The 25804-nt window shown below is 67.1% G+C and carries 25 protein-coding genes; 10 read left to right on the top strand and 15 right to left on the bottom strand.

All coding sequences use genetic code 11. The features are described from left to right. The first annotated feature begins 17 nt into the window (after positions 1-17). The 7 genes from AC32QD_RS14360 to AC32QD_RS14330 all read left to right on the top strand — a co-directional run bounded on the left by AC32QD_RS14360 (position 18) and on the right by AC32QD_RS14330 (position 6921). Positions 18-140 carry a hypothetical protein gene (locus AC32QD_RS14360; protein WP_492008622.1) on the top strand — a complete coding sequence of 41 codons (123 nt, stop codon included), beginning with the start codon at positions 18-20 and terminating at the stop codon, positions 138-140. A 187-nt stretch (positions 141-327) separates the two neighbouring features. Then, positions 328-1071: a DUF1614 domain-containing protein gene (locus AC32QD_RS14355; protein ID WP_492011193.1), complete on the top strand. Its 744-nt coding sequence runs from the start codon at positions 328-330 to the stop codon at positions 1069-1071. A 438-nt stretch (positions 1072-1509) separates the two neighbouring features. Next, positions 1510-2388 (top strand): cytochrome ubiquinol oxidase subunit II, encoded by an 879-nt coding sequence (locus AC32QD_RS14350; protein WP_492011192.1) that lies wholly within the window; start codon positions 1510-1512, stop codon positions 2386-2388. Then, a complete protein-coding gene (locus AC32QD_RS14345; protein ID WP_492011191.1) occupies positions 2385-4496 on the top strand; it encodes a cbb3-type cytochrome c oxidase subunit I in 2112 nt (703 codons plus the stop codon). The genes AC32QD_RS14350 and AC32QD_RS14345 overlap by 4 nt, the downstream gene beginning before the upstream one ends. After that, entirely contained in the window at positions 4493-5125 is a 633-nt protein-coding gene (locus AC32QD_RS14340; protein ID WP_492011190.1) for a cytochrome c oxidase subunit 3, read from the top strand. The genes AC32QD_RS14345 and AC32QD_RS14340 overlap by 4 nt, the downstream gene beginning before the upstream one ends. Continuing rightward, the gene (cyoD, locus tag AC32QD_RS14335; RefSeq protein ID WP_492011189.1) at positions 5122-5469 is read left to right on the top strand and encodes a cytochrome o ubiquinol oxidase subunit IV; all 348 of its coding nucleotides are present in this window, start codon (positions 5122-5124) and stop codon (positions 5467-5469) included. The genes AC32QD_RS14340 and cyoD overlap by 4 nt, the downstream gene beginning before the upstream one ends. Positions 5470-5625: 156 nt before the next feature. Then, the gene (locus tag AC32QD_RS14330; protein ID WP_492011188.1) at positions 5626-6921 is read left to right on the top strand and encodes an NAD(P)/FAD-dependent oxidoreductase; all 1296 of its coding nucleotides are present in this window, start codon (positions 5626-5628) and stop codon (positions 6919-6921) included. Between the two features lie 20 nt (positions 6922-6941). On the opposite strand, the gene AC32QD_RS14325 is transcribed toward AC32QD_RS14330, so the two are convergent. The 4 genes from AC32QD_RS14325 to AC32QD_RS14310 all read right to left on the bottom strand — a co-directional run bounded on the left by AC32QD_RS14325 (position 6942) and on the right by AC32QD_RS14310 (position 10039). Further along, positions 6942-7610 carry an amino acid ABC transporter permease gene (locus AC32QD_RS14325; protein WP_492011187.1) on the bottom strand — a complete coding sequence of 223 codons (669 nt, stop codon included), beginning with the start codon at positions 7608-7610 and terminating at the stop codon, positions 6942-6944. A 22-nt stretch (positions 7611-7632) separates the two neighbouring features. After that, a complete protein-coding gene (locus tag AC32QD_RS14320; protein WP_492011186.1) occupies positions 7633-8313 on the bottom strand; it encodes an amino acid ABC transporter permease in 681 nt (226 codons plus the stop codon). A 98-nt stretch (positions 8314-8411) separates the two neighbouring features. Then, positions 8412-9197: a substrate-binding periplasmic protein gene (locus AC32QD_RS14315; protein WP_492011185.1), complete on the bottom strand. Its 786-nt coding sequence runs from the start codon at positions 9195-9197 to the stop codon at positions 8412-8414. An 86-nt stretch (positions 9198-9283) separates the two neighbouring features. Then, positions 9284-10039 carry an amino acid ABC transporter ATP-binding protein gene (locus AC32QD_RS14310; RefSeq protein ID WP_492011184.1) on the bottom strand — a complete coding sequence of 252 codons (756 nt, stop codon included), beginning with the start codon at positions 10037-10039 and terminating at the stop codon, positions 9284-9286. Between the two features lie 694 nt (positions 10040-10733). On the opposite strand from AC32QD_RS14310, the gene soxC reads away from it, so the two are divergent. Both soxC and AC32QD_RS14300 read left to right on the top strand, forming a co-directional pair. Next, positions 10734-12029, top strand: coding sequence for a sulfite dehydrogenase (gene soxC / locus AC32QD_RS14305; RefSeq protein ID WP_492011183.1), 1296 nt, complete (start codon positions 10734-10736; stop codon positions 12027-12029). Then, positions 12016-12540: a c-type cytochrome gene (locus AC32QD_RS14300; protein ID WP_492011182.1), complete on the top strand. Its 525-nt coding sequence runs from the start codon at positions 12016-12018 to the stop codon at positions 12538-12540. The genes soxC and AC32QD_RS14300 overlap by 14 nt, the downstream gene beginning before the upstream one ends. A 317-nt stretch (positions 12541-12857) precedes the next feature. Here AC32QD_RS14300 and iolE read toward each other — a convergent pair whose 3' ends face one another. From iolE to AC32QD_RS14255, 9 genes are all read right to left on the bottom strand, one after another. After that, positions 12858-13754, bottom strand: coding sequence for a myo-inosose-2 dehydratase (iolE, locus tag AC32QD_RS14295; RefSeq protein ID WP_492011181.1), 897 nt, complete (start codon positions 13752-13754; stop codon positions 12858-12860). A 14-nt stretch (positions 13755-13768) separates the two neighbouring features. Beyond that, the gene (locus AC32QD_RS14290; protein WP_492011180.1) at positions 13769-14242 is read right to left on the bottom strand and encodes a hypothetical protein; all 474 of its coding nucleotides are present in this window, start codon (positions 14240-14242) and stop codon (positions 13769-13771) included. A gap of 14 nt (positions 14243-14256) precedes the next feature. Continuing rightward, positions 14257-15306, bottom strand: coding sequence for a ferritin-like domain-containing protein (locus AC32QD_RS14285; RefSeq protein WP_492011179.1), 1050 nt, complete (start codon positions 15304-15306; stop codon positions 14257-14259). Further along, positions 15303-17192 carry a GMC family oxidoreductase gene (locus tag AC32QD_RS14280; RefSeq protein ID WP_492011178.1) on the bottom strand — a complete coding sequence of 630 codons (1890 nt, stop codon included), beginning with the start codon at positions 17190-17192 and terminating at the stop codon, positions 15303-15305. The genes AC32QD_RS14285 and AC32QD_RS14280 overlap by 4 nt, the downstream gene beginning before the upstream one ends. A 229-nt stretch (positions 17193-17421) precedes the next feature. Next, positions 17422-18327 carry an aldose 1-epimerase family protein gene (locus AC32QD_RS14275; RefSeq protein WP_492011177.1) on the bottom strand — a complete coding sequence of 302 codons (906 nt, stop codon included), beginning with the start codon at positions 18325-18327 and terminating at the stop codon, positions 17422-17424. 19 nt (positions 18328-18346) lie between these two features. After that, complete coding sequence (locus AC32QD_RS14270) at positions 18347-20167, bottom strand: glycoside hydrolase family 15 protein (protein WP_492011176.1); 1821 nt, start codon at positions 20165-20167, stop codon at positions 18347-18349. Continuing rightward, positions 20134-20820, bottom strand: coding sequence for a TMEM175 family protein (locus AC32QD_RS14265; protein WP_492011175.1), 687 nt, complete (start codon positions 20818-20820; stop codon positions 20134-20136). The genes AC32QD_RS14270 and AC32QD_RS14265 overlap by 34 nt, the downstream gene beginning before the upstream one ends. 205 nt (positions 20821-21025) lie before the next feature. After that, positions 21026-21481 (bottom strand): YbhB/YbcL family Raf kinase inhibitor-like protein, encoded by a 456-nt coding sequence (locus AC32QD_RS14260; RefSeq protein WP_492011174.1) that lies wholly within the window; start codon positions 21479-21481, stop codon positions 21026-21028. An 86-nt stretch (positions 21482-21567) separates the two neighbouring features. After that, positions 21568-22011 carry an ester cyclase gene (locus AC32QD_RS14255; protein ID WP_492011173.1) on the bottom strand — a complete coding sequence of 148 codons (444 nt, stop codon included), beginning with the start codon at positions 22009-22011 and terminating at the stop codon, positions 21568-21570. 254 nt (positions 22012-22265) lie between these two features. On the opposite strand from AC32QD_RS14255, the gene AC32QD_RS14250 reads away from it, so the two are divergent. Next, positions 22266-23495: an FG-GAP repeat domain-containing protein gene (locus AC32QD_RS14250; RefSeq protein ID WP_492011172.1), complete on the top strand. Its 1230-nt coding sequence runs from the start codon at positions 22266-22268 to the stop codon at positions 23493-23495. Positions 23496-23570: 75 nt separating this feature from the next. Here the strand turns inward: AC32QD_RS14250 and AC32QD_RS14245 are convergent, their stop codons facing one another. After that, positions 23571-24962 (bottom strand): MFS transporter, encoded by a 1392-nt coding sequence (locus AC32QD_RS14245; RefSeq protein ID WP_492011171.1) that lies wholly within the window; start codon positions 24960-24962, stop codon positions 23571-23573. A gap of 112 nt (positions 24963-25074) precedes the next feature. Continuing rightward, on the bottom strand, positions 25075-25804 hold a 730-nt coding region (locus AC32QD_RS14240; protein ID WP_492011170.1), incomplete at its 5' end, for an SDR family oxidoreductase.

Here is a 25804-nt window from a genome sequence, read left to right as displayed (position 1 = left end):
TCAGGCGCGAGCAGACCATCGACGACGCCGGCGACGCCCTGATCGAGATGATCCGCCGCACCGCAAACGGCCGCGCTACCGCCGCCGAGACGCTCGGCCACCGCGAGTTCACCCTGACCAAGCTCTACAGGTCCGCGTGAGAAGAACCCCCGGGGCCGCACATCCTCCCGGCGGCCCCGGGGAACCGCCCCAGCGCGACGCCGGGGACTTTTGGGGCTTTCGGGGGGCTTTCGGGCGAATTTGCAGACTTTGCTTCCTTGCGCGCCAACCTATTTAGGGAATGACCGCCTCGAAGCAGCCGGCCCCGCGCCCCGGGACGACCCGTCGATGCAATTGAGCCAGCTCCAGTACCTGCCGCTTCCGCTGCCGTTCTTCTCGATCCTGGTGGGCGCCTTCCTGCTGCTGGTCGCGCTGGTCGAGGTGGGGCTGCTGCGCTACGCCTACATGCGCCTGGGCCTGAGCTCCACGACTGCGTTCCTGCTGCTGCTGGCCTCGCTGGTCGGCAGCTACTTCAACATCGGAGTGGCGCATCTGCCTGCGCACCCGGTGCTGTCGGGACAGGAAGTCAGCTACTTCGGCATGCGCTATGTGGTGCCCGTGGTGGTGAACTGGGCCGGCACCGTGGTCGCGCTCAACGTCGGTGGCGCCGTGATCCCGGGGCTGATCTCGCTCTACCTGATCGTGAGGAACTTCCTGTGGGTTCGGGCCGCCATCGTGGTCGGCATCGTCACGGTCATCTGCCATGCGTTCGCGAGCCCGGTGCCCGGCCTGGGCATCGCCCTGCCGGTCTACATCCCCTCGCTGGCGGCGGCGGGGGTGACCCTGCTGCTGTTTCGGCGGAACGCCGCGCCGCTGGCCTATGTCGGCGGCAGCCTCGGCACGCTGATCGGCGCCGATCTGCTTAATCTCGGCAAGATCTCGGGGCTCGGGGCGCCGGTCGCCTCGATCGGCGGGGCGGGCACTTTCGACGGGATCTTCCTCTCGGGCGTGCTGGCCGTGCTGATCGCGAGCCTGTTCCCCGAGAGCGCGCCGCCGCAGGAACCCGCCGAGAGGCAGGACGGCGGCTCCTAGGCCGTCGGGACCCCCGCTTGCGGGCCCGGCCGCGAGGGCTGGCGTGCCGCCGAGGGAGCGCGCACGGGTTGCCATGATCCGGCTTTCGGCTACATGGAACTTGCCGGCGGCAAGCCGAGCTTTGCGCGCCAGCCCCGCCCGGCCCCGGGTGGGTCGTCAGGCCGACGACCTAATCCAATCGCTGACTGACACGACCTGAAAGTAATGGTGAATCTGGTAAAACCCTGTCGATCGAGAAAGGGCGCGGAGAGAGTCGCTGCCATCGGCCGCGGGGCGCTCCCCCCGCCGGAGCAGGCTGCAAGGGCGGAGCCGGCGCCGGGCCGGCGCCGCCTCCGGACGGCGCGGCGGGCAGCAAGCGGCACGGCGTGCCTGCTCGGCGCCCTCGCGCTCGCGGGCTGCTCGCAGAACAGGATCAGCTTCCTCGACCCGCAGGGACCCGTGGCCGCGGCGCAGCGCACCCATTTCTTCTGGGTCATCGGGCTGACGCTGATCGTCGTGCTGCCGGTGATCGTGCTCACCCCCCTCATCGCCTGGCGCTATCGCTACCGCAGCCGCAAGACGACCTATGCGCCTAAATGGGAATTCTCCTGGCCGCTGGAGTTCCTCGTCTGGGGCGTGCCGCTGGCCATCGTCATCGCGCTGGGCTGGCACCTGTGGGGGAGCACGCAGGCGCTCGACCCCTACAAGCCGCTGGACGGCGCGCGGCCGGTGCGGGTGCAGGTCGTCGGCTATGACTGGAAGTGGCTGTTCATCTATCCCGACCAGGGCGTCGCCTCGGTCGGCACACTGGTCTTTCCCGCCGGCCGGCCGCTGGAGCTGCGGCTGACCTCGGCCACCGTGATGCAGTCCTTCTACATCCCTGCCCTGGGCAGCCAGATCTATGCGATGAGCGGCATGGTGACCCGGCTGAACCTGAAGGCGAATGCGCCGGGCCGGTTCATGGGCGAGAACACACAGTACAACGGAGCCGGCTTCCACACCCAGAGCTTCGTGGCCCGCGCCGTGGCGCCCGGGCGTTTCTCCGACTGGGTGGGCAAGGTGCGCCGCACCGGCGTGACGCTGGACGCGCGCAGCTATGCGGCGCTGGCGCAGCGTGGCACGGCCGCCGACCTGGCCCGGGCGCTGGGGCTGGGGTCGGCGGCGCCGGCGCAGGGCATCGGGTTCCGCGACGTACCGCCGGCGCTGTTCGACAACATCGTCAGGCGCGGCCCGCGCAGCAGCGCGGCGGATATCCTGGCAAAGGCGCGCAACGCATCGGCGACGGCGCCCGCCCCCGCTCACCCGCCCGCGAGCACCGCGGGGGGAGGTGAGGGATGAGCGGGAGCCCCCTGTTTTATTGGGTGTTCGGCCGGCTGGGCCTCAACGCCCTGCCCTTCTGGGGCATGGTCGAGCACCCCACCACCTCCGAGATCGTCAACGGCACCATCGCCACCATGGCGGCGGGGATCGTGGTCGTGGGCGCGGTGACCCTCGTGGCGCTGATCACCTGGTTCGGCAAATGGCGGGCGCTGTGGGCGGAGTGGCTGACCAGCGTCGATCACAAGAAGATCGGCATCATGTACATCGTGCTGGCCGGCGTGATGCTGACCCGCGCGCTGATCGAGGCCGTGCTGATGCGCTCGGAGCAGGCGTTCGGACTCGGGCACGGCTTTCTCTCGGCCGAGCATTTCGGGCAGCTGTTCACCACGCACGGCTCGATCATGGTCTTCTTCATGGCGATGCCGTTCATCGCCGGCATCATCAATTACGTGATGCCGCTGCAGATCGGTGCGCGCGACGTCACCTTCCCGGTGATGAACTCGATCAGCCTCGGGCTGACGGTGGCAGGCGCCGGGCTGGTGATGGTCTCGCTGGTGATCGGCCGGTTCTCGACCGGCGGCTGGAGCGGCTATCCACCCTATACCGAGACGGCGTTCAACCCGGGCGTCGGCCCGGACTACTGGATCTGGGCGCTGACGCTGTCCTCGATCGGCTCGACCCTGACGGGCATCAACTTCGCCGTCACGATCTACAAGGAGCGCGCGCCCGGCATGACGCTGTTCCGCATGCCGCTGTTCACCTGGACCGCGTTGTGCACCTCGATCCTGATGATCTTCGCCATGCCGCCCTTGACGGTGGCCACGGCGCTGCTGGCGCTCGACCGCTATCTCGGCTTCCACCTGTTCACCAACGCCCTCGGCGGCAACATGATGAACTATGCCAACCTGTTCTGGCTGTTCGGTCATCCCGAGGTCTACATCCTGATCCTGCCGGCCTTCGGCGTGTATTCCGAGGTGTTCTCGACCTTCTCGGGCAAGCGCCTCTACGGTTACACCTCGCTGGTGCTGGCGACCATGTGCATCGCGGTGCTCTCGTTCACCGTCTGGCTGCACCACTTCTTCACCATGGGCCAGAGCGCGGACATCAACGCCGTCTTCGGCATCGCCACCATGGCCATCGGCATTCCGACCGGCGTGAAGCTCTATGACTGGCTGCTCACCATGTACCGCGGCCGCGTGCGCATCACGGTTCCGATGGTCTATGCGCTGGGCTTCATGGTGCTGTTCACGATCGGCGGCCTGAGCGGGATCATCCTGGCCAATCCCACCGTGGACTACCAGGTGCACAACACGCTCTTCCTCGTGGCGCATTTCCACAACATGCTGATCCCGGGCACCCTGTTCGGCATGCTCGCGGCCTATGACTTCTGGTTCCCCAAGGCGTTCGGCTTCCGCCTCAACGAGCGCTGGGGCTACATCGCGGCGTTCTCCTGGATCGTCGGGTTCATGCTGGCCTTCTTCCCGCTCTATGCGCTCGGCCTCATGGGCATGCCGCGCCGCATGGTCGCCTTCCTCCAGCCCGTCTATCTGCCCTGGACGATTGCCGCCGGGTTCGGGGCGCTGATCGTGCTGTTCGCCCTGACCGCGCTGTTCGTGCAGCTGTGGGTGAGCGTGCGCGAGCGCGATCGGACCCGTGTCTTCGTCGGCGACCCCTGGGACGGGCGCAGCCTGGAATGGGCGACCTCGGCGCCGCCGCCGGAATACAACTTTCCGGTCATTCCCGCGGTCACCTGCCGCGACGCCTTCACCCGCGCCAAGGTGGCCGGCGAGCCCTACCAGAGGCCCGACAGCTATCAGGACATCGAGATGCCGGCGAACAGCGCCATGGGCCCGATCCTCGGCCTTTGCGGCGCCCTGGCCGGCTTCGGGCTGGTGTGGCACATGTGGTGGCTGGCCATCGCCGGCACGCTGGCCGGCATCATCTCGGTCATCGCGCGCAGCTTCGCGCGCGACACCACTGTGGTCATCCCGGCCGACGAGGTGCGGCGCGCGCATGAGCGCTGGCTGACTGCGGTGGTCGCGGCGCCTCCGGTCACGCGCGCGCACGAGCAGGACGAGGCCAATCGCGGTCACGCCGTGCCGGCCATGCTGGAGGCGGCGGAATGAGCGCGGCACCCCGTGAAGCGCCCCGTCATCCGGGGCTCAATCTCGGCTCCGCGCATGGTGCGGCGCACGACGAGGCCGAGCGGCTGGTGTTCGGCTTCTGGGTCTTCATGATGAGCGATCTGATCGTCTTCGGCCTGCTCTTCGCCACCTATGCCACCATGCTGCGGGCGACGGCGGGGGGGCCGGGGCCGCACGATCTGTTCGACATCCGGTCCGTGTTCATCGAGACCATGGCCCTGCTCGCCAGCACCGTGACCTTCGGCATGGCGGCGCTGAACCTCAAATACCGCCATGATGCGACCCGGGTGGTGCTGTGGCTCCTGGTCACGCTGGCGCTGGGCATGGTCTTCCTCGGCTTCGAGGCACATGATTTCGTGTCCATGATCGGCAAGGGCGCCGGCCCGGAGCGCAGCGGCTATCTCTCGGCCTTCTTCGCGCTGGTGCCGTTGCACGGCCTGCACGTGACGTTCGCGAGCCTGTGGCTGGTGGTGCTGGTGGTGCAGATCTTTCACTATGGGCTCGATACCGGCGTGAAGACCGGGCTGCTGCGTCTCGGCCTCTTGTGGCACTTCCTCGACATCATCTGGGTGGGCATCTTCACCGTCGTCTATCTGGGAGGGCTGGCGTGAACCGGCAGGCGCAGGACTACTCCCCCTCGCCCGAGGACCGGGCCGAGAGCCGGCGCGAGCTGCGCCATTATCTGTGGGGCTACGGGCTTGCGATGGCGCTGACGCTCACGGCCTTCGGGCTGGTCGCCTTCCCGGCCCTGGCGCGGCCCGAGGTGTTCTGGGCCATCGGCGCGTGCGGGCTGGTGCAGATCATCGTCCACTTCCGCTTCTTCCTGCATATCGACGTGTCGAACCAGAAGCGCGAGGATCTGCAGCTCATCCTGTTCTCGACGCTGATCCTCGCGATCATGGTCGGCGGCACGATCTGGATCCTGCTGAACCTCTACACGCGCATGATGCCCTGACGAGATCCCGGCCCGGCGCCCTGCGCCGGCGGCAGGCGCTTGCCCGGGCATCGGTGCCGTGCCTAGAGTGGCCCGGGCGCGAGGTCGGGGGCCCGTCGCTTCCGGCCGCAATCCTCTCACGCCTGTGAACCGACAACCGCTCGAGGCGCGATCGACATGAACAAGGGACGCGGCCCCGCGCGCTCGGTCGCGGTCATCGGCGGCGGCGTGGTGGGCGTCGCCACGGCGCTGACGCTGCAGGCCGAGGGAAACCGCGTCACGCTGTTCGAGCCGCGCGAGCCGGGCTCGATGACCTCGTTCGGCAATGCCGGCGGCATCGTCGGCAACGGCTTCGTGCCCAACGCGACGCCGGGCCTGTGGAAGCGCCTGCCCGCCATGCTTGTCGACCGCGACAGCCCGCTCAGGCTGCGCTGGAGCTACCTGCCCCGCGCCCTGCCCTGGCTGACCGCCTTCCTGCTCTCGGGCACGGCCGCGCGCGCGACGCGGATCGCGCGGGAGATGGCGGGGATGACCACCGGCGCGGTCGAGGCGCACAGGGCGCTGCTGCGGCTTGCCGGCCATCCCGACATCCTCAGGCCCGTCGGCTGGCTCAAGATCTATCGCGGCGAGGCGGCGCTTGCCGCAACCGCGTTCGACCGCGGCCTCCTGGACCGCTTCGGCCTGCGCTACGAGGTGCTGAAGGGCGACGAGATCCGCCAGCTCGAGCCCGGGCTGGCGCGCGACTACAGGCGGGCGATCTTCTACCCCGACTCCGCCTTCGCCTCCACGCCACTGGCCCTGACCCGGGCCTATCTGGGCGCCTTTGTCGAGCGCGGCGGGCAGATCGTGCGCGAGGAGGCGCGGTGCTTCGAGATCGGCCCGAACGGGCCGGAACGGCTGGTCACCGACCGCGGCATGCAAGCGCTCGACCAGGTGGTGATCGCCGCCGGCGCCTGGTCGGGACGGCTGACCCGCCAGCTCGGCCAGCCCGTGCCGCTCGAGAGCGAGCGCGGCTATCACCTCAACCTCGCCTGGGACGGGCACGCCCCCGTGCTCAACCGGCCCGTGGTGGTGGGCGGGCCACAGTTCGTGCTCTGCCCGATGGCGGACGGCCTGCGCCTGACCGGCGGGGTGGAGATCGCCGGGCTCGACGCGCCGCCCCGGTTCGAGCGCATCCGGCGCATGTTGGCCCTGGCACGCGCGGTGCTGCCCGGACTGCCCGACGAGATCACGCGCGAATGGATGGGCCACCGCCCGTCGCTGCCCGACTCCAAGCCGGTGATCGGGCGCAGCACCAGGCATGACAACCTGTGGTTCGCCTTCGGGCACGGGCATCTGGGGCTGACGCTGTCGGCGGTGACGGGGCGCATGATCGCCGACGCCATGGCGGGCCGGCCGGAGACTATCCCGCTGGCGCAATTCCGCGACGACCGGTTCAGAGGCTTCCTGGCACCGGCGCCGACGCCGGATTGAGAGAACGGCTGGCCCCCGCTTCAGACGTTGAGCTGCACGCCGCCCCACTTCTTCTCGGCCCAGCGGGTGATGCGCAGCACCGGGTAGCAATAGCAGAAGTACATCGCTGCCACCAAAATGAAGACCGGCAGGATAAAGGCCGGGAAGCGCTGGATCGAGACGTTCGCCTCGCGCACCAGCTCGGTCACGCCGATGACCGACAGGACCGAGGTGTTCTTGATCACCAGCACGTAGACTCCGCCCATGGGCGGCATCATCATCTTGAAGGCCTGCGGCAGCACCACGTAGCGCAGCGCCTGGAACCCGGTGAAGCCGCAGGCGCGGGCGGCTTCGGTCTGGCCGCGGGGCACCGCATCGATGGCCGCGGCGACGATCTCGGCCACGTAGGTCGAGGTGTAGAGGCTGAGCGCGATCACCGCCGCCTGGAACGATGTGAGCTGAAAGATGGCGAGCCCCGTGGTCGGCAGCACGTAGTAGACGACATAGATCTGCACCAGGAACGGCGTGCCGCGTAGCATGTGCACGTAGAGGCCCAGCCCCCGGACCAGGCAGCGGCCACCGCGGGCCCGCCCCAGCCCCACCCCGAAGCCCACGATGCTGCCGCAGACGATGGCCACGAGCGAGACCACGAAGGTCTGCCACAGTCCCTGGAGCAGGAAGGGAAACACGTTCTGATACACCGCCAGCATGGATGTCCCTTCCCCCGGTCCCTCAGCGAACCCCGCCGAGGCGGCGTTGCGCGTAATTCGAGATCACCAGCATCACCAGATAGATGGCGAGATAGCAGGCGGCGACGGTGAGGAAGCCCTCATTGGGCATGATGCGCTCGGACAGCACCAAGAGCCCCGCGCTCAACAGCTCGGAGACGGTGATGATGCTGAGCAGCGAGCTGTCCTTGATCAGCACGATGGCCTGGCCGAGCACGGGTGGCACCACGTTGGCGAAGGCCTGCGGCAGGACTACGTAGACCATGCGCTGGCGGAAGCTCATGCCCACCGCCATCGCGCCCTCGCTCTGGCTGGCCGGCACCGCCTCGATGCCGGCGCGGATGATCTCGGCCATGTAGGCGCCGGAATTGAGCGCGAGCGCGAAGATGCCCCCTTCGAGCGGCCCGATCGGCCAACCGAGCAGCGGCACCACCGGCAACCCGAAATAGATCACGTAGATCTGCACCAGCAACGGCGTGGCCCGGATCGCCTCAATATAGGCGCCCGCGGGCCAGTTCAGCCAGGGGCGGTGCGACATGCGCGCCAGCGCGACAAGGGTGCCCACGATCAGCGCCAGCACCAGGCTGACGGCGGAAATCCAGATCGTCGCCCAGATGCCGTTGGCGAAGACCGGCAGGTACTGGGCGACGACGTGGTAGTTGTAGAAGCCGAGGATCCAGCTCAAACGAGATTCACTCCGGGATCTGCGCCGGGCCGCCGACCGAGCGTGCCCCGGCGCGACCGGCGCGCCGGGGTGTCGCGTCTTTCAGGCCCGGACGCGGGCTACTTGTGGTCCTTTTCCCAGTCGGTGGAGTTCCACCAGTAGTCGAGCATCGCCTGGAGCTCGCCGTCGGTCTGGATGAAGCGGATGTAGTTGTTCAGGAACTGCAACAGATGCGTGTCCTCGGGCCTCACCGCGAAGGCGAGCGGCTCCTTGCGGATAACGCCGTCCAGAATCTGCATGCCCGGATAGGCCTTGACGTACTGCATCGCTCCGCCGCGGTCCATGACACCCGCGTCCACGCGCCCCGAGGCCACCGCCTGGGCCACCGAGGGGCCGCCGCCGGCGAACTCCTTGAGCGTCGCCTCGGGCATGTAGTGCTTCACCATGTCGACGTAGCTGCTGGCCTGAACGACGCCGATGGTCACGCCCTTCTTGTTGAGGTCCTTCCAGCTCGTGAAGCCCTTGTCCTTCATGGCGATGGAGCGGACCTCGGAGTAGAAGATCGGGATAGTGAAGTTGAGCTTGAGCGCGCGCTTCTGCGTCGGGGTCATGTCGGCGGCGATGAAGTCGGCTTTCTTCGACAGCACCGCGGGGATAAGCCCCTTCCAGTCGTAATCGAGCAGGTCCAGCTTGAGGCCCGAGGCGGCGGCCAGCTTCTTCACGATCTCCACCGCCAGCCCGGTGCGCTTGCCGTTCTTGTCGACGAAGCTGATGGGCGGGCCCTGCGTCTGCACGGCGACGTGCAGCACGCCGGTCTCGGAAATCTTGTTGACCACGTCGTCGGCACGCGCCGCCGCGGCACCGAGCCCCGCAAGCGCCACCACGCCGACTGCAAGGGGCAGCATTCTCCTTAAGACATTCATCGCAGGTTTCCTCCTCTCGAGTGTTGGACTGAGTGTGTTTTCGTTGACCGGGGCACGCGACCTGGCCCCTACAGGATCTCCCGCAGGAAGCGTTGCGTCCGCTCGTTGCGGGGATTGGTGAAAAAGTGCTCGGGTTCGCCCTCCTCGACGATCTCGCCGGCATCCATGAAGATCATGCGGTGCGCGGCGCGCCGGGCGAAGCCCATCTCGTGGGTGACCACGACCATGGTCATGCCTTCGGCGGCCAGCTCGGTCATGAGCTCGAGGACGCCGCCGACGGTCTCGGGATCGAGCGCCGAGGTGGCCTCGTCGAACAGCATCACCTTGGGGTTCATCGCCAGCGCCCGCGCGATGGCGACGCGCTGCTGCTGCCCGCCGGAGAGCTGGCTGGGATAGTTGTGCGCACGATCCGCGATGCCGACGCGGGCCAGCAGGTCGCGGGCGATGCGCTCGGCCTCGGCCCGCGGGCGCTTGAGCACCACGGTCTGCGGCATCACCACGTTGTCGAGCGCGGTCTTGTGCAGGAACAGGTTGAAGTGCTGGAACACCATGCCGACCTGAGCACGCAGCCGGTTCATGTCGACACCGGCGGCACCCAGATCCACGCCATCGATGACGATGCGGCCGCTTTCGTAGCTCTCGAGCCCGTTGAGTGTGCGCAACAGCGTGCTCTTGCCCGAGCCGCTGGGCCCGATGATCACCAGAACCTCGCCGCGGCTCACCCAGTTGGTGACGCCCTTCACCGCATCGACGGTGCCCCCCCCGGGCAGGTGGAAGGTCTTGGTGACGTTCTCGATCTCGATAATGTGCTGACCGTTCTGCATGCGGACGGCTTCGCTCGAATCGCTTCCGGGGCCGGCGCGGCAGTCTATATCGCCGCGCGCCCCGGCTACAACCGCTCCATGGCGGGGGTGTCGCCGGTGATCCCGGCCGGGGCAACCTGCCCGGTCCGGGACGGCCCGGTTCGGTCTTTCTTCACCTGCCGCGATGCCCCATGACGCCTCCGGGCGCGTATAGCGCAGACCGATCACGACCGGCCGGTACCGCGAAAGTGGCACGTGCGAGGTTCCGAGCGGGCTCGTTCCGGGCCAGCGGCTGCTGGCGGCTGTGCGGCGCACGCCCGGGTGATTTGCGGCGGCGCTGGACCATGCACTCGCCGCACGCGCCCCGCGCCTGAATGCCCGCCGCCCCTCAGGACAGTGTCGGGGGAACCGACCGGCCGGCTTCCCTCGAAGGCAGGAAGGGCCATGCCGGCCAGGCATTCGGTCGGGCGAAGATGTTGCGGGGCGACCAGACCGCGCCGCGCGGGCGCCTCGGCGCCGCCTCATTGCGGCTGTCTCGGAGCGGCGCTGCGTGCTACTCTCCCCCGGTCAGCAGCCATCGACCAGCAAACGGCACCTGCATTTGATTTAGCTGCCGGGCTCTGAGGGGGCGGGGTGGCGGCGCGGATTTTGGCGCCGTCTGATCGGGATCTGCGAGACGCGCAGCTCCCCCTGCACCTTTGGGAAATCACCCGAAATGGCATCGAGCGAAGCTGATTGGAAAGCCCAGGACCCGGCAGCCGGAGGGGGGCTGCTGAACCGGCGCCACCTTCTGGGCCGTGGCATCGCAGTCGGCGGTGCTGCCGCCGCATCCGGCCTCGGCATGATCGAGGGGGTGAAGGCGGCAACCGTAGCGCCCGAGTGGGTCACGACCCCGGGAGAGCCGGTGCGCCCCTACGGCTTTCCGGCAGAACAGGAAGCGCATGTGAAGCGGGCGCTGATCCTCCCGTACAAGGATCTCGCGCCCGGCTTCAGCTTCTCGGGCACGCCGCACCAGCATTTGGGCGGCACGATCACGCCCAACGGCCTGCATTTCGAGGTGCATCATGGCGGCCGCCCGAAGCTCGACCCGAGCCGGCACAGCCTGATGATCCATGGCCTGGTCGAGCGCCCGCTGAAGTTCGACCTCGAGGCGCTCGCGCGCTATCCAATGGTCTCGAATGTCCATTTCCTGGAGTGCGCGGGCAACAGCTTCTTCAACGCGATCATGGACCAGCCGATGCAGGCCGGCTGCGACATGCTCCACGGCCTGCTGTCCAATGCCGAATGGACCGGCGTGCCTGTTGGCGTGCTGATGGACGAGGCCGGCCTGAAGCCCGAAGGCCGCTGGGTCGTTGCGATCGGCAATGACGCGCCCAGCCTCGCGCGGTCCATCCCGATCGAGAAGGTCATGCAGGACGGTGTCATCGCGCTCTACCAGAACGGCGAGCGGCTGAGGCCCGAACAGGGCTACCCGATGCGCCTGCTGCTGCCCGGCTTCGAGGGCAACATGAACGTCAAGTGGGTGACGAGCCTGTGGGTGACCGACGCGCCCGCGCATACCAAGCACGAGTCGGGCGAATACACTGAAATTCTGGCCGACGGCCGATCCGTCGAGTTCACCTTCGCCATGGGCGTGAAGTCGGTCATCACCCGCCCATCCGCGACGCTGAACATGACCGGTCCGGGATATTACGAGATTTCCGGCCTCACCTGGACGGGTGCGGGGCGGGTCAGGAAGGTCGAGGTCTCCGCCGACGGCGGCGGGAGCTGGGCTGAGGCCGAGCTCGTGGCGCCCGTTCTTCCGCGGGCCCTCACACGCTTCCGCCTGCCGTGGCACTGGGATGGGGCGCCCGCAGAACTGCGGAGCCGGGCAGAGGACGAGACCGGCGCCATACAGCCCACCCGCACGGCCTGGAAGGCGCGCTACGATCCGTCGAACTTCCTGCACAACAATGCAATTCAGGCATGGCGCATTACGCCGGAGGGGAAGGTTGAAAATGTCTATACATAAGTCTCTTGCCACCGCCGCAATGGTTTTCGCCGCCGCTCCGGCGGTGCACGCCGAGAGCCCCGATCTCGGCAAGGCTCTCGCCCCCGACGAGATCCCGACATACGCGCGCTACGTGATGCCGGACGGCCGCGGCTTGCCGCCGGGCAGCGGAACGGCAAAGCGCGGCGCCGGGATCTATGCGGAGCGCTGTGCCAGATGTCATGGGGCCACCGGTGTGGAGGGCCCGATCGAGCCGCCGGTCGGGCCGAACAAGGTCTGGGCAAAGCCGGCGGGCCGCTACTGGCCCTACGCCACGACGCTTTTCGCCTACATCAAGCGCGCCATGCCGTTCGATGCACCGAAGTCCTTGTCGAACGACGAGGTGTACGCGCTCGCGGCGTACATCCTCTTTCGCAATGGAGTCATCGAGGGGGACCAGGTGATGGACGCCCGGACACTTCCAAAGGTCGAGATGCCCAATCGCAATAACTTCATCGACGTTTGGGCGACCCAGGGCGCGAAGCCGTGGTGAAATCGGGACCCGGCGGGCCGCGCGAGACAATACGCTCACGCTGAACTGCAAGACATAACGGCGACAGTCGTTGCAGCGGTCCGCCGGGCTGAGCCTGCACCGGGAGACGATGCGCGAACCGTTGCAGGTCGCGGCATTCTCCCTTCACGTCACATGACGAAAGGGAGCCGCTTTGGCCTGCACGACCTGGCACTCGCGACGCGACGGCGTGCCGGGCCGTCCGACTCGAGACGTTTGAACAGCAGGTCCCAGTCCGACGAATGCATCGCTTTGCATCCGCTGCGTATCAGCCCCCAGTGAGGCACGGAAAGGGACGATCAGATGCCGGCGACCTCGCGCAGGTACTGCCGAGCTTTGCGGGCGTAGTCGAGCGGGTTGGCCTTGCGTGCGTCCTGCTCGGCCTCGACGACCAGCCAGCCGGCGAAGCCGGCATCGGCGAGCGCCTGGAAGATCGGCCGGAAGTCGATCGCGCCGTCGCCGGGCACGGTGAAGACGCCCTCGAGGATCGACTCGTAGAAGGTCAGGTGGCGCCGGTTGCACTCGAGCATGACATCGTGGCGGATGTCCTTGAGGTGGACATGCTTGATCCGGTCGGCATAGGCGCGCGCCATATCGAGCGGATCGTCGCCGGCCCAGTAGAGGTGCCCGGTGTCGAACAGCAGGTGCACGGCCTCCGGGTCGGTCTCGTTCATCAGCCGGTCGACCTCGGCGCGGGTCATCACGCCGGTGCCCATGTGGTGGTGGTAGCACAGGCGCATGTCGCTCTCGGCGGCGATGCGGCCGAGCTCGTTCAGCCCCTCGACCATCGCATTCCACTGGTCGTCGTCGAAGACGGGCTTGTTCGAGATCGGCGGCACCGGCCGCTGGTGCACGGCGTGGCCCAGCTCGGCGACGACGACGTCCGTGCCGCCCATCCGCCTGATGAAGGCCATCGACCTGCGGAAGTCCTCCACCGTGCGCTCGCGCATGTCGCGGGCGGTGAAGAAGGTGCTCGACCAGGGCTCCGACACGCGCAAACCGCGGCGCGAGAGCTCGGCCTCCAGCAGCTCGGGATCCTTCGGGTATTTGTGGCCGACGCTGCAGCCCTCGAAGCCGGCCAGCGCCATCTCGCTGACGCACTGGCCGAACGAGATATCGTCGCCGAGGCCGGGGAAATCATCGTTCGTCCAGCCGGTCGGGGTGATGCCGACGAAAACCTTTTCGCGGTCGAACACGGGGCGCACTCCTTTCAGGTCTCGATCCGGGGCGGCGTTGCCCAAATGCCGTAGCCGAGGGGCTTGGCGCCCGACGGGCCGGCACCGATGGCCGGCCAGAGCAGGCCCTCGGTGTAGGAGTCGGGCGAGACGACGAAATCGCGGTCCTTCTCGCGGGTCCCGTAGACGTCGCGCCACGGGCGCGGCATGCCGTACCAGGCGCCGGTGTACCAAAGCTTGATGATATTGCGGGCGACGGGCCCGAGCCGGTCGTCGCTGAGGATGGTCCGGCGCAGGCCCCGCTCGAGCGCGGCCTCGTCTGCGCCGGCCTGACCAGCGACCTCACAGAAGCGGGCCAGCAGGTCGGCGACGATGCCGTCGCCAACGATCTCGCTGACCGCGGCGAAATAGGGCTCTGCCTGGCCGGTCCCGCGCAGGCGGAACGCGGAGAATCCGGTCACGGCCACGGAGAAAGCTAGAAAGTCGCTGAACGCGCTGTCGGTTTGCATCTGGCTCTCCCGTCTCAAATTTCGAAGGTCGGGGCTGCGTGCTCGCCTGCCCGGCCGTCTATCGGCTGCCGCATCAGGCGGTAGCAAAGCTCCTTGATCTCGAACATGCCGCCCACGGCCGCGATCAGGAGCGCCGGCTCGCCCCGGAAGGAGCGGGTCAGCAGGTCGAGGAACTCCTTGTAGCGCCGATTGAAGGCGATGGCGGCCTCGCGCAGCTCCGAGCCCTCGGGATAGTCGGCAATCCGGGCGTTCTTCCTGATCGGATAGGCCGCGTCCCAATCGACATCGACCTGGCCCCCGCTGGGCTTGCCCGCCTCGTCGCCCGGCCGGTAGTAGCGGCCAAGCAGGAGCTGCTCGAAACGGTAGTAGTGCGCGATCTCGTCCTCGTAGTCGTAGATAGCGCCACCGAGCCCCTCGCCCTGCTCGGAGATCAGCCGGATGGCCTCCTTGGCCGAGGCGAGATCGGTGACCGCAATCACGTCGCCACCGCCGGAATAGTAGTAGTCCGGCGTCACCTGCAGCGCCGGGTCGCCGCAGAACATGGCGTCGCCCATCTGTGCGTGCAGTCTGTCCAGGCCCTGCTCGATGGCCTGGTAGAATTCTCCGATGCTGTAGAAGTGCTCGTCGGAGTCGTCGTGGACGTGCGCGGCGCGCAGCGCGCCCTCCTTGCGCTTGCGGGTGACGGTCTGCACACCCTCGCCCGCGGCGCTGGCGGGGCGCTCGATCTTGAGGAAGCACTCGATCGCTGCCTTCGAGAAGGGCAGCAGGTCGACCTGGAAATCGGTCTCGCCGTCCGGCAGATAGGCCGGGTAGGTCGGCACGAAGCCCGGTCCGCTGAGATCCGGCTGCCCGCCCACCGCGTTCAGGATGTTCGCCGCCAGTGTCAGGTGCAACATTTCCTCGACGGCGACCGCGCGGATGACGTGGTAGGCGTCGGGGTTGGTTCCCGGGTGGATCGAGTAGAGCGCCGTCAGATAAGGCGGGATCGTAGCGTGCTCGAGCTGGACCGCGGCTTGCAGGTGGCGTTTCAGCTCTTCGATGTCGGCGATCTGGTGCAGGCTCATGCGCGGCCTCCCGTGGCCAGCGGGCGATCAGAGACGGCGCCGCCGATATCCCGGGCAATGTGCTCCGCGGTGCGAAAGCACAGCGCCGTGAGCGTCAGGGTCGTGTTCGCCGTGCCGACGGTCGGCATGCTGCCAGCACCGACCATGTAGAGGTTCTCGTGGTCCCAGGAGCGTTGCCGGTGGTCGACCACCGAGTCGCGGGCGCTGGCGCCCATGATGTGCGTGCCGGCCCAGTGATTGCCGCCGCGCAGCACGTAAGGCTCGCCCTCGTAGTCGATATAGCCGTAGGTCTCGGGATCGTATGCGGTGTGATCCTCGGCGCCGAGCCTCTGGTAGATGCGCCGCGACAGCCGCCGGGCAAACGCCGCGCCCTCCAGCGTGTAGTGCGACACGCCGAACGAGATCACCGGCCGCGGATTGCCGAGCTGGTCGGTGAACTGGGGGTCGACCGAGATCCGGTTCGATTCCTCGGGCAGGACCTCGATCATGTAGTCCATCAGAACCTGACGCGAGACCCGGTCGACCAGCCCCTCGCGCAGCGCGCGGCCGAACCTGTTTTCCCGATCCACCAGCAGATCCAGATCGGTATAGGGTGCCGCCGTCGCCCAACCCCAGCCGTCATTATGGATGCTGGTGCGGAACGCTGCCTGCCGGCGCCGGAAGGAGCCGGTGCGCAAATCCTCGATGCCCGAGGTGCACAGCGGTCCCCGATAGGCACCGGCGACCTCGGGCATGAGCGCCCAGGTCAGCACGAACATGTGATCCATCAGGTTGCGCCCCACCAGACCGCTCGAGCTCGGCAGGTTCGAGGCGAGCATCAGGCGCGCGTTCTCGATGGCATTGGCCGCGAGCACGAACACCTTGCCGCGCACATTGCCGGTGATGTGCGCGGGCGAGTCCGGGTCACGATAGCTGCGAAACTCGATCTCCGTGACCCGGCCGCTTGCCGGGTCGATGTTGACCTTCGAGGCGACGGTCTGCGGCAGCAGGTCGACGCAGCCTGTCTCGAGCCCGGCGAAGAGCGTGCGCCTGGCGTCGTACTTGGCCTGGACCGGACAGATCGGAACGCAGTTCGTGTTGCCCTGACAGCGCTCGCCCAGCTCCGCCTGATGGATGCTGACCGCGCCGACGGGCTTGTAGCCTTTGCCGCCGTCATACTTTGGGTTGGGAATGCCGTTGCGCGCCTGCGGCGTGCCGCGCAGGCTGAGCGTAAACGACTCCCCGTCGAGGGACACATCGATACCGTCGAGGTTCCGGGCAACCAACTTGTCGAGCCAGGAGGGCGGCATTCCGCGCATCGGAAAGACGTAGTCCGGCCCAAAATCGAGCCCGCCATAATCCTGCGTCTCGACATCGCCCGAGACGCCAAGCTCGCGCTCGGCCTCGCGGTAGTAGGGCGCGAGGTCGTCGTAAGCGACGGGCCAATCCCGGGCCTGTCCGAACCGCGTGCGCAGCCGGAAATCATCCGGCAGCATGCGCAGCGCCTTGGCCTCCCAGTGCCGGGTCGTGCCGCCGAGGACGCGTGCATATGTGCTGTCGATCTCGAACGGGCCGTTCTGTACGAAATAGCCCGACGTGTTGCGCATGCCCGGCTCGAGCTTCTGGGTCTCGTAGCTGCGCGGCATCGGCACGTTGCGGTTCTCGGCATAGGCGGCGTTGTTGTCCTTCGACACCGCCGAGTAGAAGTGCCTGAGGCTCTCCTCGTAGTCGCTGACGGTTAGGTCCTTGCCCGATGCCGCCTCAACCACGAGGACACGGGCGCCGCCCGCGCCCAGCTGCTTGGCTATGACCGACCCGCTGACACCGGAGCCGACGATGACCACGTCGTACTCGGTTTGCGCGGCCTGCTCGGGCGTTACCTGGAAGGCGGGGGTGGCACCGCTCACCGGGCGTTCCGGGGCGCCCGGTCAAGCGCTGCTCCGGCCTCCCTGTTCGCCGCGACGCTTGCTCCGGACCCCGCCGCAATGGCGGGGCGGGCTGACGAGTATTTCATGGCAATCCCCTTCGGCTCCCCGGGAGCCGGCAGGTCCGGCTCCCTCATCGAGATCTTGAACTACGCCGCTTTCACGGCAACGAGCGGCGTTTCACGGTGTTGTGGCTGCCCGCATGGCGCGCTCACGACACGGGCGGATTGACGCAAGCAGGCAGTGGCGCGACGGTAAACCGCCACGACCGGCTCTGCCCCGGCGCAACCGTTGCGATGCCCGGCTTTTGCGCGAGCGGGCCCGTGAAGTCGACCTGTGCCGGGTAACCGTACCAGGGCTCGATCGCCAGGAAGGTGGCCCCGGGCTGCATCCACAGCCCGAGACTCGGGCTGTCGGGAAAATCGAGGCGCAGCCCCGCCCCGCCCTCGCAGGCAAAGGTCAGGCTCCGGCTCGCTAGGCGATCGAACACGATCGGCAAGGCGTCTTCGAAGAGCGAATCGCGTGGCCGCAGGATCCGCCCCTCGACGGGGCTGGGTTGCGGCTCGGGCACGAGCATGACCGGGTCGCCGACGCCGCGGCGGATCGGCGCGCGTTCCTCGGCCACGAAGACGACGCTGTAGTCGTCCTTCGATCGGCCGGGCTCGAGAGGCCAGTTGACCCCCGGATGGATGCCGACGTCGCAGGGCAAATCCGAGCTGTCCCGGTTCTCCACCGAAAGCGTCAGGTGCAGATCCGCGCCCTCCAGCCAGTAGTGGGCCGTGAAGGTGAAGGCGAACGGGAAGTGGCGGCGTGTCCCGGCGCTGTCCACGAGGCGGAGCACCACCTCGGCCGGTCCGCGGACCTCCGCTGCGAAGTCCGAGCTGCGGGCAAAGCCGTGCGGCGGCATCGGGTATTTTCGGCCGCCGACTTCGACCTGGCCGCCGGGAGTCTGCGCGATAAGCGGGAACAGCAGTGGCGCATGGTCGGGCCAGCGGCCGGGCGCGCCCTGCCAGATCAGCTCGGGCATGTCGGCGGGGCGAAACGAGACAAGCTGGGCGCCCCTTGCCGAGACCAGTGCCCTGGCATGCTCGTTCGCCAGCGTGAGCGGGTCTTCCATCGTCGTTCCCCCGGCTCGGTCAGACACGGCCTTCGAGATCGGCGGCACGGTCGAGCGCCGCGTCGAGCGCGCGCGCCGCGCCAATCAGCCCCAGATGCGTGAACGCCTGCGGGTAGTTGCCGAGGTGCTCGCCCGTCGGCCCCAGCTCTTCGGCATAGAGGCCGAGATGGCCGGCATAGTGCAGCATCTTCTCGAAGATCAGCCGGGCCTCCTCGACCCGGCCGGCGCGGGCGAGGCAGTCGACATACCAAAATGTGCACATGCTGAAGGTGCCTTCCGAGCCGGCCAGCCCGTCGGACGCGGCCTGGTCGGTGCGGTAGCGATAGACGAGCGAGTCGTCGACGAGTTCGCTGCCCACCGCCTCGAGCGTCGAGAGCCAGCGTGGCTCGCGTGGCGCGACGAAGCCGGTTATGGGCATCAACAGGCAAGAGGCGTCCAGCACGTTGCTGCCGCGGTACTGGACGAAGACCTGCCGTTTTGCGTCCCAGAAATTCTTGTAGATCTCGTCATGGATCGCATCGCGCGTCGCGCGCCATTTGTCGAGCGGCGCCGGCAGCGACCGGCGCTCCGCGATGCGCACGGCGCGGTCGATCCCGACCCAGTCCATCAGCCGCGAGTAGAGGAACTTGCGCTGTCCGCCGCGCACCTCCCACACGCCCTCGTCCTCGCGGTCCCAGTTCTTGCAGACCCAGTCGACGGTCTTCTTCACGTGCATCCACAGGTCGTTGTAGATGGGCTCGACCTCGGCGTCGTAGCGCTCGAAGAACAGCAACAGCTCGCCGTAGATATCGAGCTGGAGCTGGGAATAGGCGCCGTTGCCGACGCGGACGGGGCGCGAACCCATATAGCCGTCGAGATGATCGAGCGTCTGCTCGGTGAGGTCGCCGCGCCCGTCGATGCCGTACATGATCTGGAGTTGCCCTTCCGACGAGTTGCGGTAGCGGTCCGCGATCCAGTCGACATAGCCGCGCGCTTCCTCGTGCAGACCTACATCGACAAGGGTCGCGGCGGTCAGCGAGGCGTCGCGGATCCAGGTGTAGCGGTAGTCCCAGTTCCGCTCGCCGCGGATGCTTTCCGGCAGACCGAAGGTCGCGGCGGCGGCGAGCGAACCGCAGGGCGCCGAGGTCAACAGCTTCATGCACAGCACCGAGCGGTTCACCGCCTGCTCCCAGCGGCCGTCATAGTTGCAGCGGCCCATCCATTTTCGCCAGTAGCGCAACGTCCTGGTGAAGGCCTGCTCGGGGTAGCCGTGGTGCTCGGCCACGCTCGAATGGTCGTCCTGCGCCACCTCGAGCACGAAGTCGGCCTCCTCGCCGGCCTTGAGCGTGAAGCGGGCCCGCGCATCGAGATGGGCTGGGTCCATCGCGACCGGCGCGTACAGTCGGAGCGCCCTGCCCCGGCCTTCGGGCGGTCGGAACAGCGCCCGCTTGCCATCGACCTCGAGTGTGTGCTCGGCACGCGCATAGTCGAAGCGCGGCGCGCAGAACATCTCGAACGAAACCCGGCCACGGATCGTTTTCAAGCGCCGCACCAGCCTGTGCGCGTGCTGTTCCTCGGGGGTCGGCATGAAGTCGATGATCTCCGCCACGCCATCTTCGCCGAGGAAGCGGGTCATCAGAATGTTGGTGTCGGGAATGTAGAATTGGCGGATGCGCTGGCCGTCCATGACCGCCGAGATGCGGAACCGGCCGCCTTCCTCGTCGTCGAGCAGCGCCGCGAAGACGGTCGGCGAGTCGAAATGGGGGATGCACATGTAGTCGATCGAGCCTTCGCGCGAGACCAACGCAACAGTGTGCATGTCGCCAATTAGTCCGTAGCTTTCGATTGGCTGGAAGCCCATGTCTCCTCCCCGTCTGTCGCCTGCTGCTTGGCGATTTGGTCTAGATAGCGGTTATGGGCCGTGTGATAGATCGCGTAACCCACCGGCTTCATCATCCACACGGCGGTGCCGACGAGCGGATACTGCAAAATGGCCACCAGATAGGCGAACGCAGCCGTGAGCGGAAAGCTGATGGCGTGGTAGACGGCCTGCCGGTGCAGGAAGCGTGCCTCGGACTTCGCGTGCAGCTCCGTGTGGCGCGACAGGTACCAAGCGCTTGCCGCCATCAGCAGGCCGTTGAGCAGCATTATGGTGGAAAAGATCGCTGCCGAGAGCGGATCGTCGGGATAGTGGCCGAGCAGATGTGCGCCGAGCGGAATCAGCGTGATGGCGCCGAGTTGCAACATGGTGATCAGGATGAAGCGGCTGTCGGTCTTGCCGCTGTGAGAGAATAAATAATGCTGATCGAACCAGACCAGCGCGATAATGACGAAACTGATCAGCCAAGCCGTCAGCTCCGGAACCTGGTGCTGCAGCTGAACCCAAAGCACCGTATCCTTGACGACGTCGAGGGGGACCTTGACGTCCAGGACAAGGAGCGTGATCGCGATCGCGACGACTCCGTCGGACAATGCTCCGATACGTTCGATCCCAAAGGAGCGGATGCTGGCCATTCCGCGCCTTTCCTTCCCACCAAAATCGCGATTCTTGCTGCCCGGTAAGCTGCCCCGTAAGGGCGCGCCCCGCTCCTCGCCTCGCACGCCGACGCTAACACCGCCAAAACGGGTCCGACAACCCAAAAGCGGCCGGAGTAACGGATGCTTGAGCGTCTCGTCTTTCGAACGCATTGCTGCAACACCACGATTTCGGGCGGCGGGCTCAGCTGGCGCAGCTGGCGACCAGAACTGCCTCTTCCAACAGGCTCGGCTGCATCACCGCGATCAGCCCCTGCGCGGTCGGCGGACGCTCAAACTGCGGCGTCGATGACAGCGCCGCGAGGCGGAAGCGATATCGGTGTGCGCCCGTTCCCGGTGGCGGGCATGGAGGGAAGAGTCCAACCGCGCCGAAATCATGCAAGGCCGGTTGGATCGGCTCGGGCAGATCGCCGTTCCCCTCGGGCAACTCGCGCATCTCGGCCGGAATGCCATAGGCGCAAAAATGCCGGAACATCCCGCCCGGGGCGTCGGGATCCTCGAGCATCAGGGCGAAGCTGACCGTATTGCTCGCCACGCCCGACCAGGCGAGCGGCGGCAACAGACCGGCGCCGCGGCAGGTATACCGCTCGGGCAGATCGGAGCCCGGTGCGAAGACTGGAGATGCAAGACTCAGGGGCATAATGCCTCTCTCGCGCTGAAGAATTGTTCTTTCCGGCCGGGTGCAGATCGGGGCCGGACCGCGTGGCGATCTTGGCCCCGGGCGGATCAGTCACTCGGCGTCAGGGCGCCGATCTGAGCGAGCAGTCCGTATTCCTCGAGGCTGTTCCATTCTTCGGCAATCTTGCCGTCCTCGAAGCGATAGATATCGGTCGCGCTGAAGCGCACCGGACGATTGGTCGGCGGGTAGACTTTCGAGGGGTCGGCCATGTCCCGGAACTCGCCGGCGTGGACGCCTTCCGCGCTCCAGCGCGCCGCGACTCGATCTCCCTCACCGACAAGGTGCTCGATGCGGTAGGTCGCGGGGAACGCCTGCAGAAAGTGTCCGATCGCTTCCTTCGCCGCCGCCAGTCCGGAGATCGGCTCGAGACCGGGGAACCGACAGACATATCCGGGCGAGAATGTATCGTCCATTATGTCGACGTCATGATTGCTGAAACCTTCCTCGTAAACCCGCCGGATCAGGGCCTTGTTCCCCTCGATATCGCTCATGGTTCCTCCCCAATGTATTCATGTGATTGGATCGATCATGATCGTACCCACGTTAATACATTGCAAATCAAATACAGTTGAGACTCGGCTGCGCCGATTTTCACTCGAAAGCGCCTAACCGACTCGTTATGCTGCGCGAGCCGTCCGGGAAGCGGAGTTCAGCGCGCCGCCCCGGCACCGCTCATCAGCACGAAATTCATCAGCACGAAATAGCGGCGACGCATCGACGAAGAGCTTCCCGCGGAGAGGTCCAGATGAAAGTGAAATTCGCCCAGCCGACATTCGAGCAGGTCCTCGTCGAAGGAGGGTTGAAGGATGGCTACTGGCTCGACAGTGTCGACCTCAATGGCAACGGCAAGCTCGACCTTGTCGCGTCCGGGCTCGCCGAGGGTGAAATCGTCTGGTACGAGAATCCGGGCTGGAAGAAACGGGTCATCGGCCAGCTTTCGAAGCCGGTGGCGATGGATCACATCGACATCGACGGGGACGGGCGCGAGGACCTGGTCGTCTGCCACGACTACGGCGAGTGCATGTATCACTGCCGGCCCGAGGACGGGAAGATTTCATGGTTGCGCAACCCCGGCAACGGGGCCGACGGGAGGTGGGAGCAGCACTTCGTCGGCGAGCTGATGGCCACGCACCGGCTGCGCTTTGGCCACTTCACCCAGCGCGAGAAGCCCGAGCTGATGGGTCTGCCGGTCGTCGGCCCCGAGGGCGGTATGGCCGGCGTGCACGAGCCGGTGAAGGTCATGCTCTACCACCGCCCCGACGACCCGGCCGGGGCCAAGAGCTGGCCGGGCGAGATGGTCGACGATAAAAGCTTCCGCATCATCCACGACGTCGTGGTCGGCAGGTGGGCCGGGCCCGACGCCCTCGACTCGGTCATGCTGGCGACCGAGGAAGGCGTCTGCTGGTTTCGTTACGAGAACGGCGCCTGGACGCACTCGGTGCTCGGAACGGGCGAGCTGACGGAATACACGCAGACCCATTTCAAGGGCACCGGCAATCTCGCTTTCGGCAAGGTCGAAGGCGACCCATACGCCTATATCGCGACCGTCGAGCCGTTCCATGGCAACGTTGTGGCCATCTACACCAAGGAGGGCGGCGGACGCCTCGACGATGCGAAGTGGCGGCGCACCGTGCTGGATGTCTACGGCGACCCGAACGAATCCGACGAGGGGCCGGGCCACCACGTCATGACAGCCGATTTCGACGGCGACGGCGACGACGAGTTCCTCGTCGCGCTGCGCGGTCCGTGGCCGTGGCAGGGCGTGTTCTATTACAAGTGCATCGACGTCGAAAACGCGGTCTTTACCAAGACCCGCGTATCTTCGGCCTCTGCGGCGCGGATCGCTCTGGGAGACTTCGATGGAGACGGCCGGATCGATTTCGCGACAACCGGGTACTACACGCCGGGCTACTTCCTTTGCGAAGACCCGTCCGTCCTCGTCTTCTACAATCGAATAGACCCCGCCAAGTCTTGAGACGAGCTGCGATGGAAAGTGTGACTCGCGTCACGCCGGAACAATGGCCACCCACTGACGAGTCGATAGGCCACGTCACGCCCGAGTGCGCTCTCTCGCCGTGATGACCAGCCCCATGCCGAGCAGGGAGAACGCGCTCGTAAGCAACACTGCAATGTTCCACGAGCCAAGCATATCGGGGACGCTCGCCCCGTGCGTGACGATCACGGTGACAACCGTCAGCCCAATCGCCGAACCGAGATAGCGCGCGGTGTTGTTGGCTCCACCGCCCATCGCCGCGCGATCCGCAGGCACGCTCGCCACCGCCTGGCGGCCGAGACCGGCATTGAGGACCCCGTAGGCGACTCCTGCAACCAGCAGGGGCAGCAGCATTCGGCCGACTGCACTTTTGGACGCGAGGCCGTAGAGACCCAACTGGCCGGCGGCGGACCCGAGAAGCCCGAGGATCAGCAGCGTTCGACCGCTCACGGAGGACGGCAGCCACCGCACGCCTAGGGCGCTGACCACGCTCGTCGCCGACCATGCGAGCAGCACTGCGGCCGCGCTCAGCGGTGCCATATGCATCGCCTGCTCGAGCAGTGTCGGCAGGAAAGAGACCAGCGACAGAACGCCCGCACCGGCCGCAAGAGCGGCCACGGTGGCGCCGATGAAATCGGGGCGGCGAAACAGCTGCGGATCCAGCATGGGCCCGGAGATCCGCGTTTCCACCGTCAGAAAGAGCACGATCAGTGCGGGACCGGCCAGGAGCAGGAGCGCGGTCCAGCCGTTCCATCCCGTCCTGGCATCGACAAGCCCTGAGAGCAACGACGCGACGCCGAGACCGAGAAGAAGCGTTCCTGCCGCGTCGACACGGCGCGGGGTATCGGCGCGCGCTTCGGGCAAGACGGCCCTGGCGAGGACCGCGAGAGCGGCTGCGCCCACGGCCGTGACGAAATAGGGCGCGCGCCACCCCGCGAGATCGCTCAGTCCGGCCGAGACGAGCGGGCCGAGCGCAACACCGGCACCCAGGGCCGCCGCCCAGACAGCGGTCGCCCGCGCGCGTCCGTGGCCCGACGGATACATCTTTCCGATGAGGCCGAGACCGCAGGAAAAGATGGCGGCACTTCCGACCCCCTGAAAGATCCGCGCCAGGATCAACAGAACGGCCGTCGGCGCCAGCGCGCCGAACAGCGAGGCGACGGCAAGCGAAACCGCGCCCGCCACGAACGTGGCGCGCCGGCCGTGGTCGTCGCCTATCGCCCCGCTGCTCAGGACGGCCGCGCCGGTGCCGACAGGCATTGCGCTGAGGATCCAGGCCTGTGCGCCGGGATCGGCGCCGAGCGCCGCGGCAGTTCCGGTCAGGTTGGCGATGGGCGTGGTGAACGCCATCAGCGCCAGGAACGGCCCGCAACAGGTGACGGCGAGCATCGCCCCGGAGGTCGAGTCGTCGTGCCAGCCGACGCCGGGGGCATGGGTTGTGTTCGTCATCGGTTCGTCTCTTTCGGAAGGGGCGCGGCCCCGCCGCCCTGTCGGTGGGCGAGGGCCGCGCTGGCGGGTTCCCGAACCGCGGCACAGCCGCGGAAGGAAGAACCTTGGCCGCTCAGATCGGTTGCAAGGTCGGCCGGAACAGGATTTCGTTGACGTCGACTTCCGCCGGCTGGCTGATCGCGAAGGCGACCATGCGCGCGAAGGACTCGGCGGGGATCGCGATCTCCGCGACGTGCTCGCGCACGCCCTTGGCAATGTCCTCTTCGCTGATATGGTCGAGCAGCTCGGTCGCCACCGCGCCCGGCGAGATGATGGTCGTGCGAATCTCGTAGGGCTTCACCTCCTGCCGGAGCCCTTCGGAAATGGCGCGAACGGCGAACTTCGTGCCGCAGTAGACGGCAGCGCCAGGCGCGACCTTGTGGCCGTAGACCGAGGACACGTTGATGATGTGGCCGCTCTTGTTCTCCTTCATGTGCGGCAGAGCGGCGGCGATGCCGTAGAGCACGCCCTTGATGTTGACGTCGACCATCTGCTCCCACTCGTCGATCTTGAGCCGCTCGAGCGGCGCGAGCGGCATCAGCCCGGCATTGTTCAGCATGACGTCGACACGGCCGTAGGCGTCGACCGCCCTGTCGACGAGGGCCTGCACCTGCTCGCGGCTGGTCACATCCGTCGCGACGGCAAGAGCCGTACCACCGTTGGCTGTCAGTTCGTCGGCCAGGGCCTGGATGCGGTCCGACCTGCGCGCGCCCAGCACGACAGTCGCACCCTGTCCCGCGAGATGGCGTGCGGTCGCCGCGCCCAGGCCACTGCTTGCGCCGGTAATGACGACGACCTTGTCC

This window comes from Thermohalobaculum sp. (genome assembly GCF_058622915.1).
This window is presented reverse-complemented; position numbering and strand designations above follow the sequence as displayed.

Excerpts from the sequence above, each read along its gene's own strand:
- AC32QD_RS14355 (WP_492011193.1), top strand. The coding sequence starts at position 328 with ATGCAATTGAGCCAGCTCCAGTACCTGCCGCTTCCGCTGCCGTTCTTC.
- AC32QD_RS14345 (WP_492011191.1), top strand. The coding sequence starts at position 2,385 with ATGAGCGGGAGCCCCCTGTTTTATTGGGTGTTCGGCCGGCTGGGCCTC.
- AC32QD_RS14340 (WP_492011190.1), top strand. The coding sequence starts at position 4,493 with ATGAGCGCGGCACCCCGTGAAGCGCCCCGTCATCCGGGGCTCAATCTC.
- AC32QD_RS14330 (WP_492011188.1), top strand. The coding sequence starts at position 5,626 with ATGAACAAGGGACGCGGCCCCGCGCGCTCGGTCGCGGTCATCGGCGGC.
- AC32QD_RS14325 (WP_492011187.1), bottom strand. The coding sequence starts at position 7,610 with ATGCTGGCGGTGTATCAGAACGTGTTTCCCTTCCTGCTCCAGGGACTG.
- AC32QD_RS14315 (WP_492011185.1), bottom strand. The coding sequence starts at position 9,197 with ATGCTGCCCCTTGCAGTCGGCGTGGTGGCGCTTGCGGGGCTCGGTGCC.
- AC32QD_RS14310 (WP_492011184.1), bottom strand. The coding sequence starts at position 10,039 with ATGCAGAACGGTCAGCACATTATCGAGATCGAGAACGTCACCAAGACC.
- soxC (WP_492011183.1), top strand. The coding sequence starts at position 10,734 with ATGGCATCGAGCGAAGCTGATTGGAAAGCCCAGGACCCGGCAGCCGGA.
- AC32QD_RS14300 (WP_492011182.1), top strand. The coding sequence starts at position 12,016 with ATGTCTATACATAAGTCTCTTGCCACCGCCGCAATGGTTTTCGCCGCC.
- AC32QD_RS14290 (WP_492011180.1), bottom strand. The coding sequence starts at position 14,242 with ATGCAAACCGACAGCGCGTTCAGCGACTTTCTAGCTTTCTCCGTGGCC.
- AC32QD_RS14285 (WP_492011179.1), bottom strand. The coding sequence starts at position 15,306 with ATGAGCCTGCACCAGATCGCCGACATCGAAGAGCTGAAACGCCACCTG.
- AC32QD_RS14275 (WP_492011177.1), bottom strand. The coding sequence starts at position 18,327 with ATGGAAGACCCGCTCACGCTGGCGAACGAGCATGCCAGGGCACTGGTC.
- AC32QD_RS14270 (WP_492011176.1), bottom strand. The coding sequence starts at position 20,167 with ATGGGCTTCCAGCCAATCGAAAGCTACGGACTAATTGGCGACATGCAC.
- AC32QD_RS14265 (WP_492011175.1), bottom strand. The coding sequence starts at position 20,820 with ATGGCCAGCATCCGCTCCTTTGGGATCGAACGTATCGGAGCATTGTCC.
- AC32QD_RS14260 (WP_492011174.1), bottom strand. The coding sequence starts at position 21,481 with ATGCCCCTGAGTCTTGCATCTCCAGTCTTCGCACCGGGCTCCGATCTG.
- AC32QD_RS14255 (WP_492011173.1), bottom strand. The coding sequence starts at position 22,011 with ATGAGCGATATCGAGGGGAACAAGGCCCTGATCCGGCGGGTTTACGAG.
- AC32QD_RS14250 (WP_492011172.1), top strand. The coding sequence starts at position 22,266 with ATGAAAGTGAAATTCGCCCAGCCGACATTCGAGCAGGTCCTCGTCGAA.
- AC32QD_RS14245 (WP_492011171.1), bottom strand. The coding sequence starts at position 24,962 with ATGACGAACACAACCCATGCCCCCGGCGTCGGCTGGCACGACGACTCG.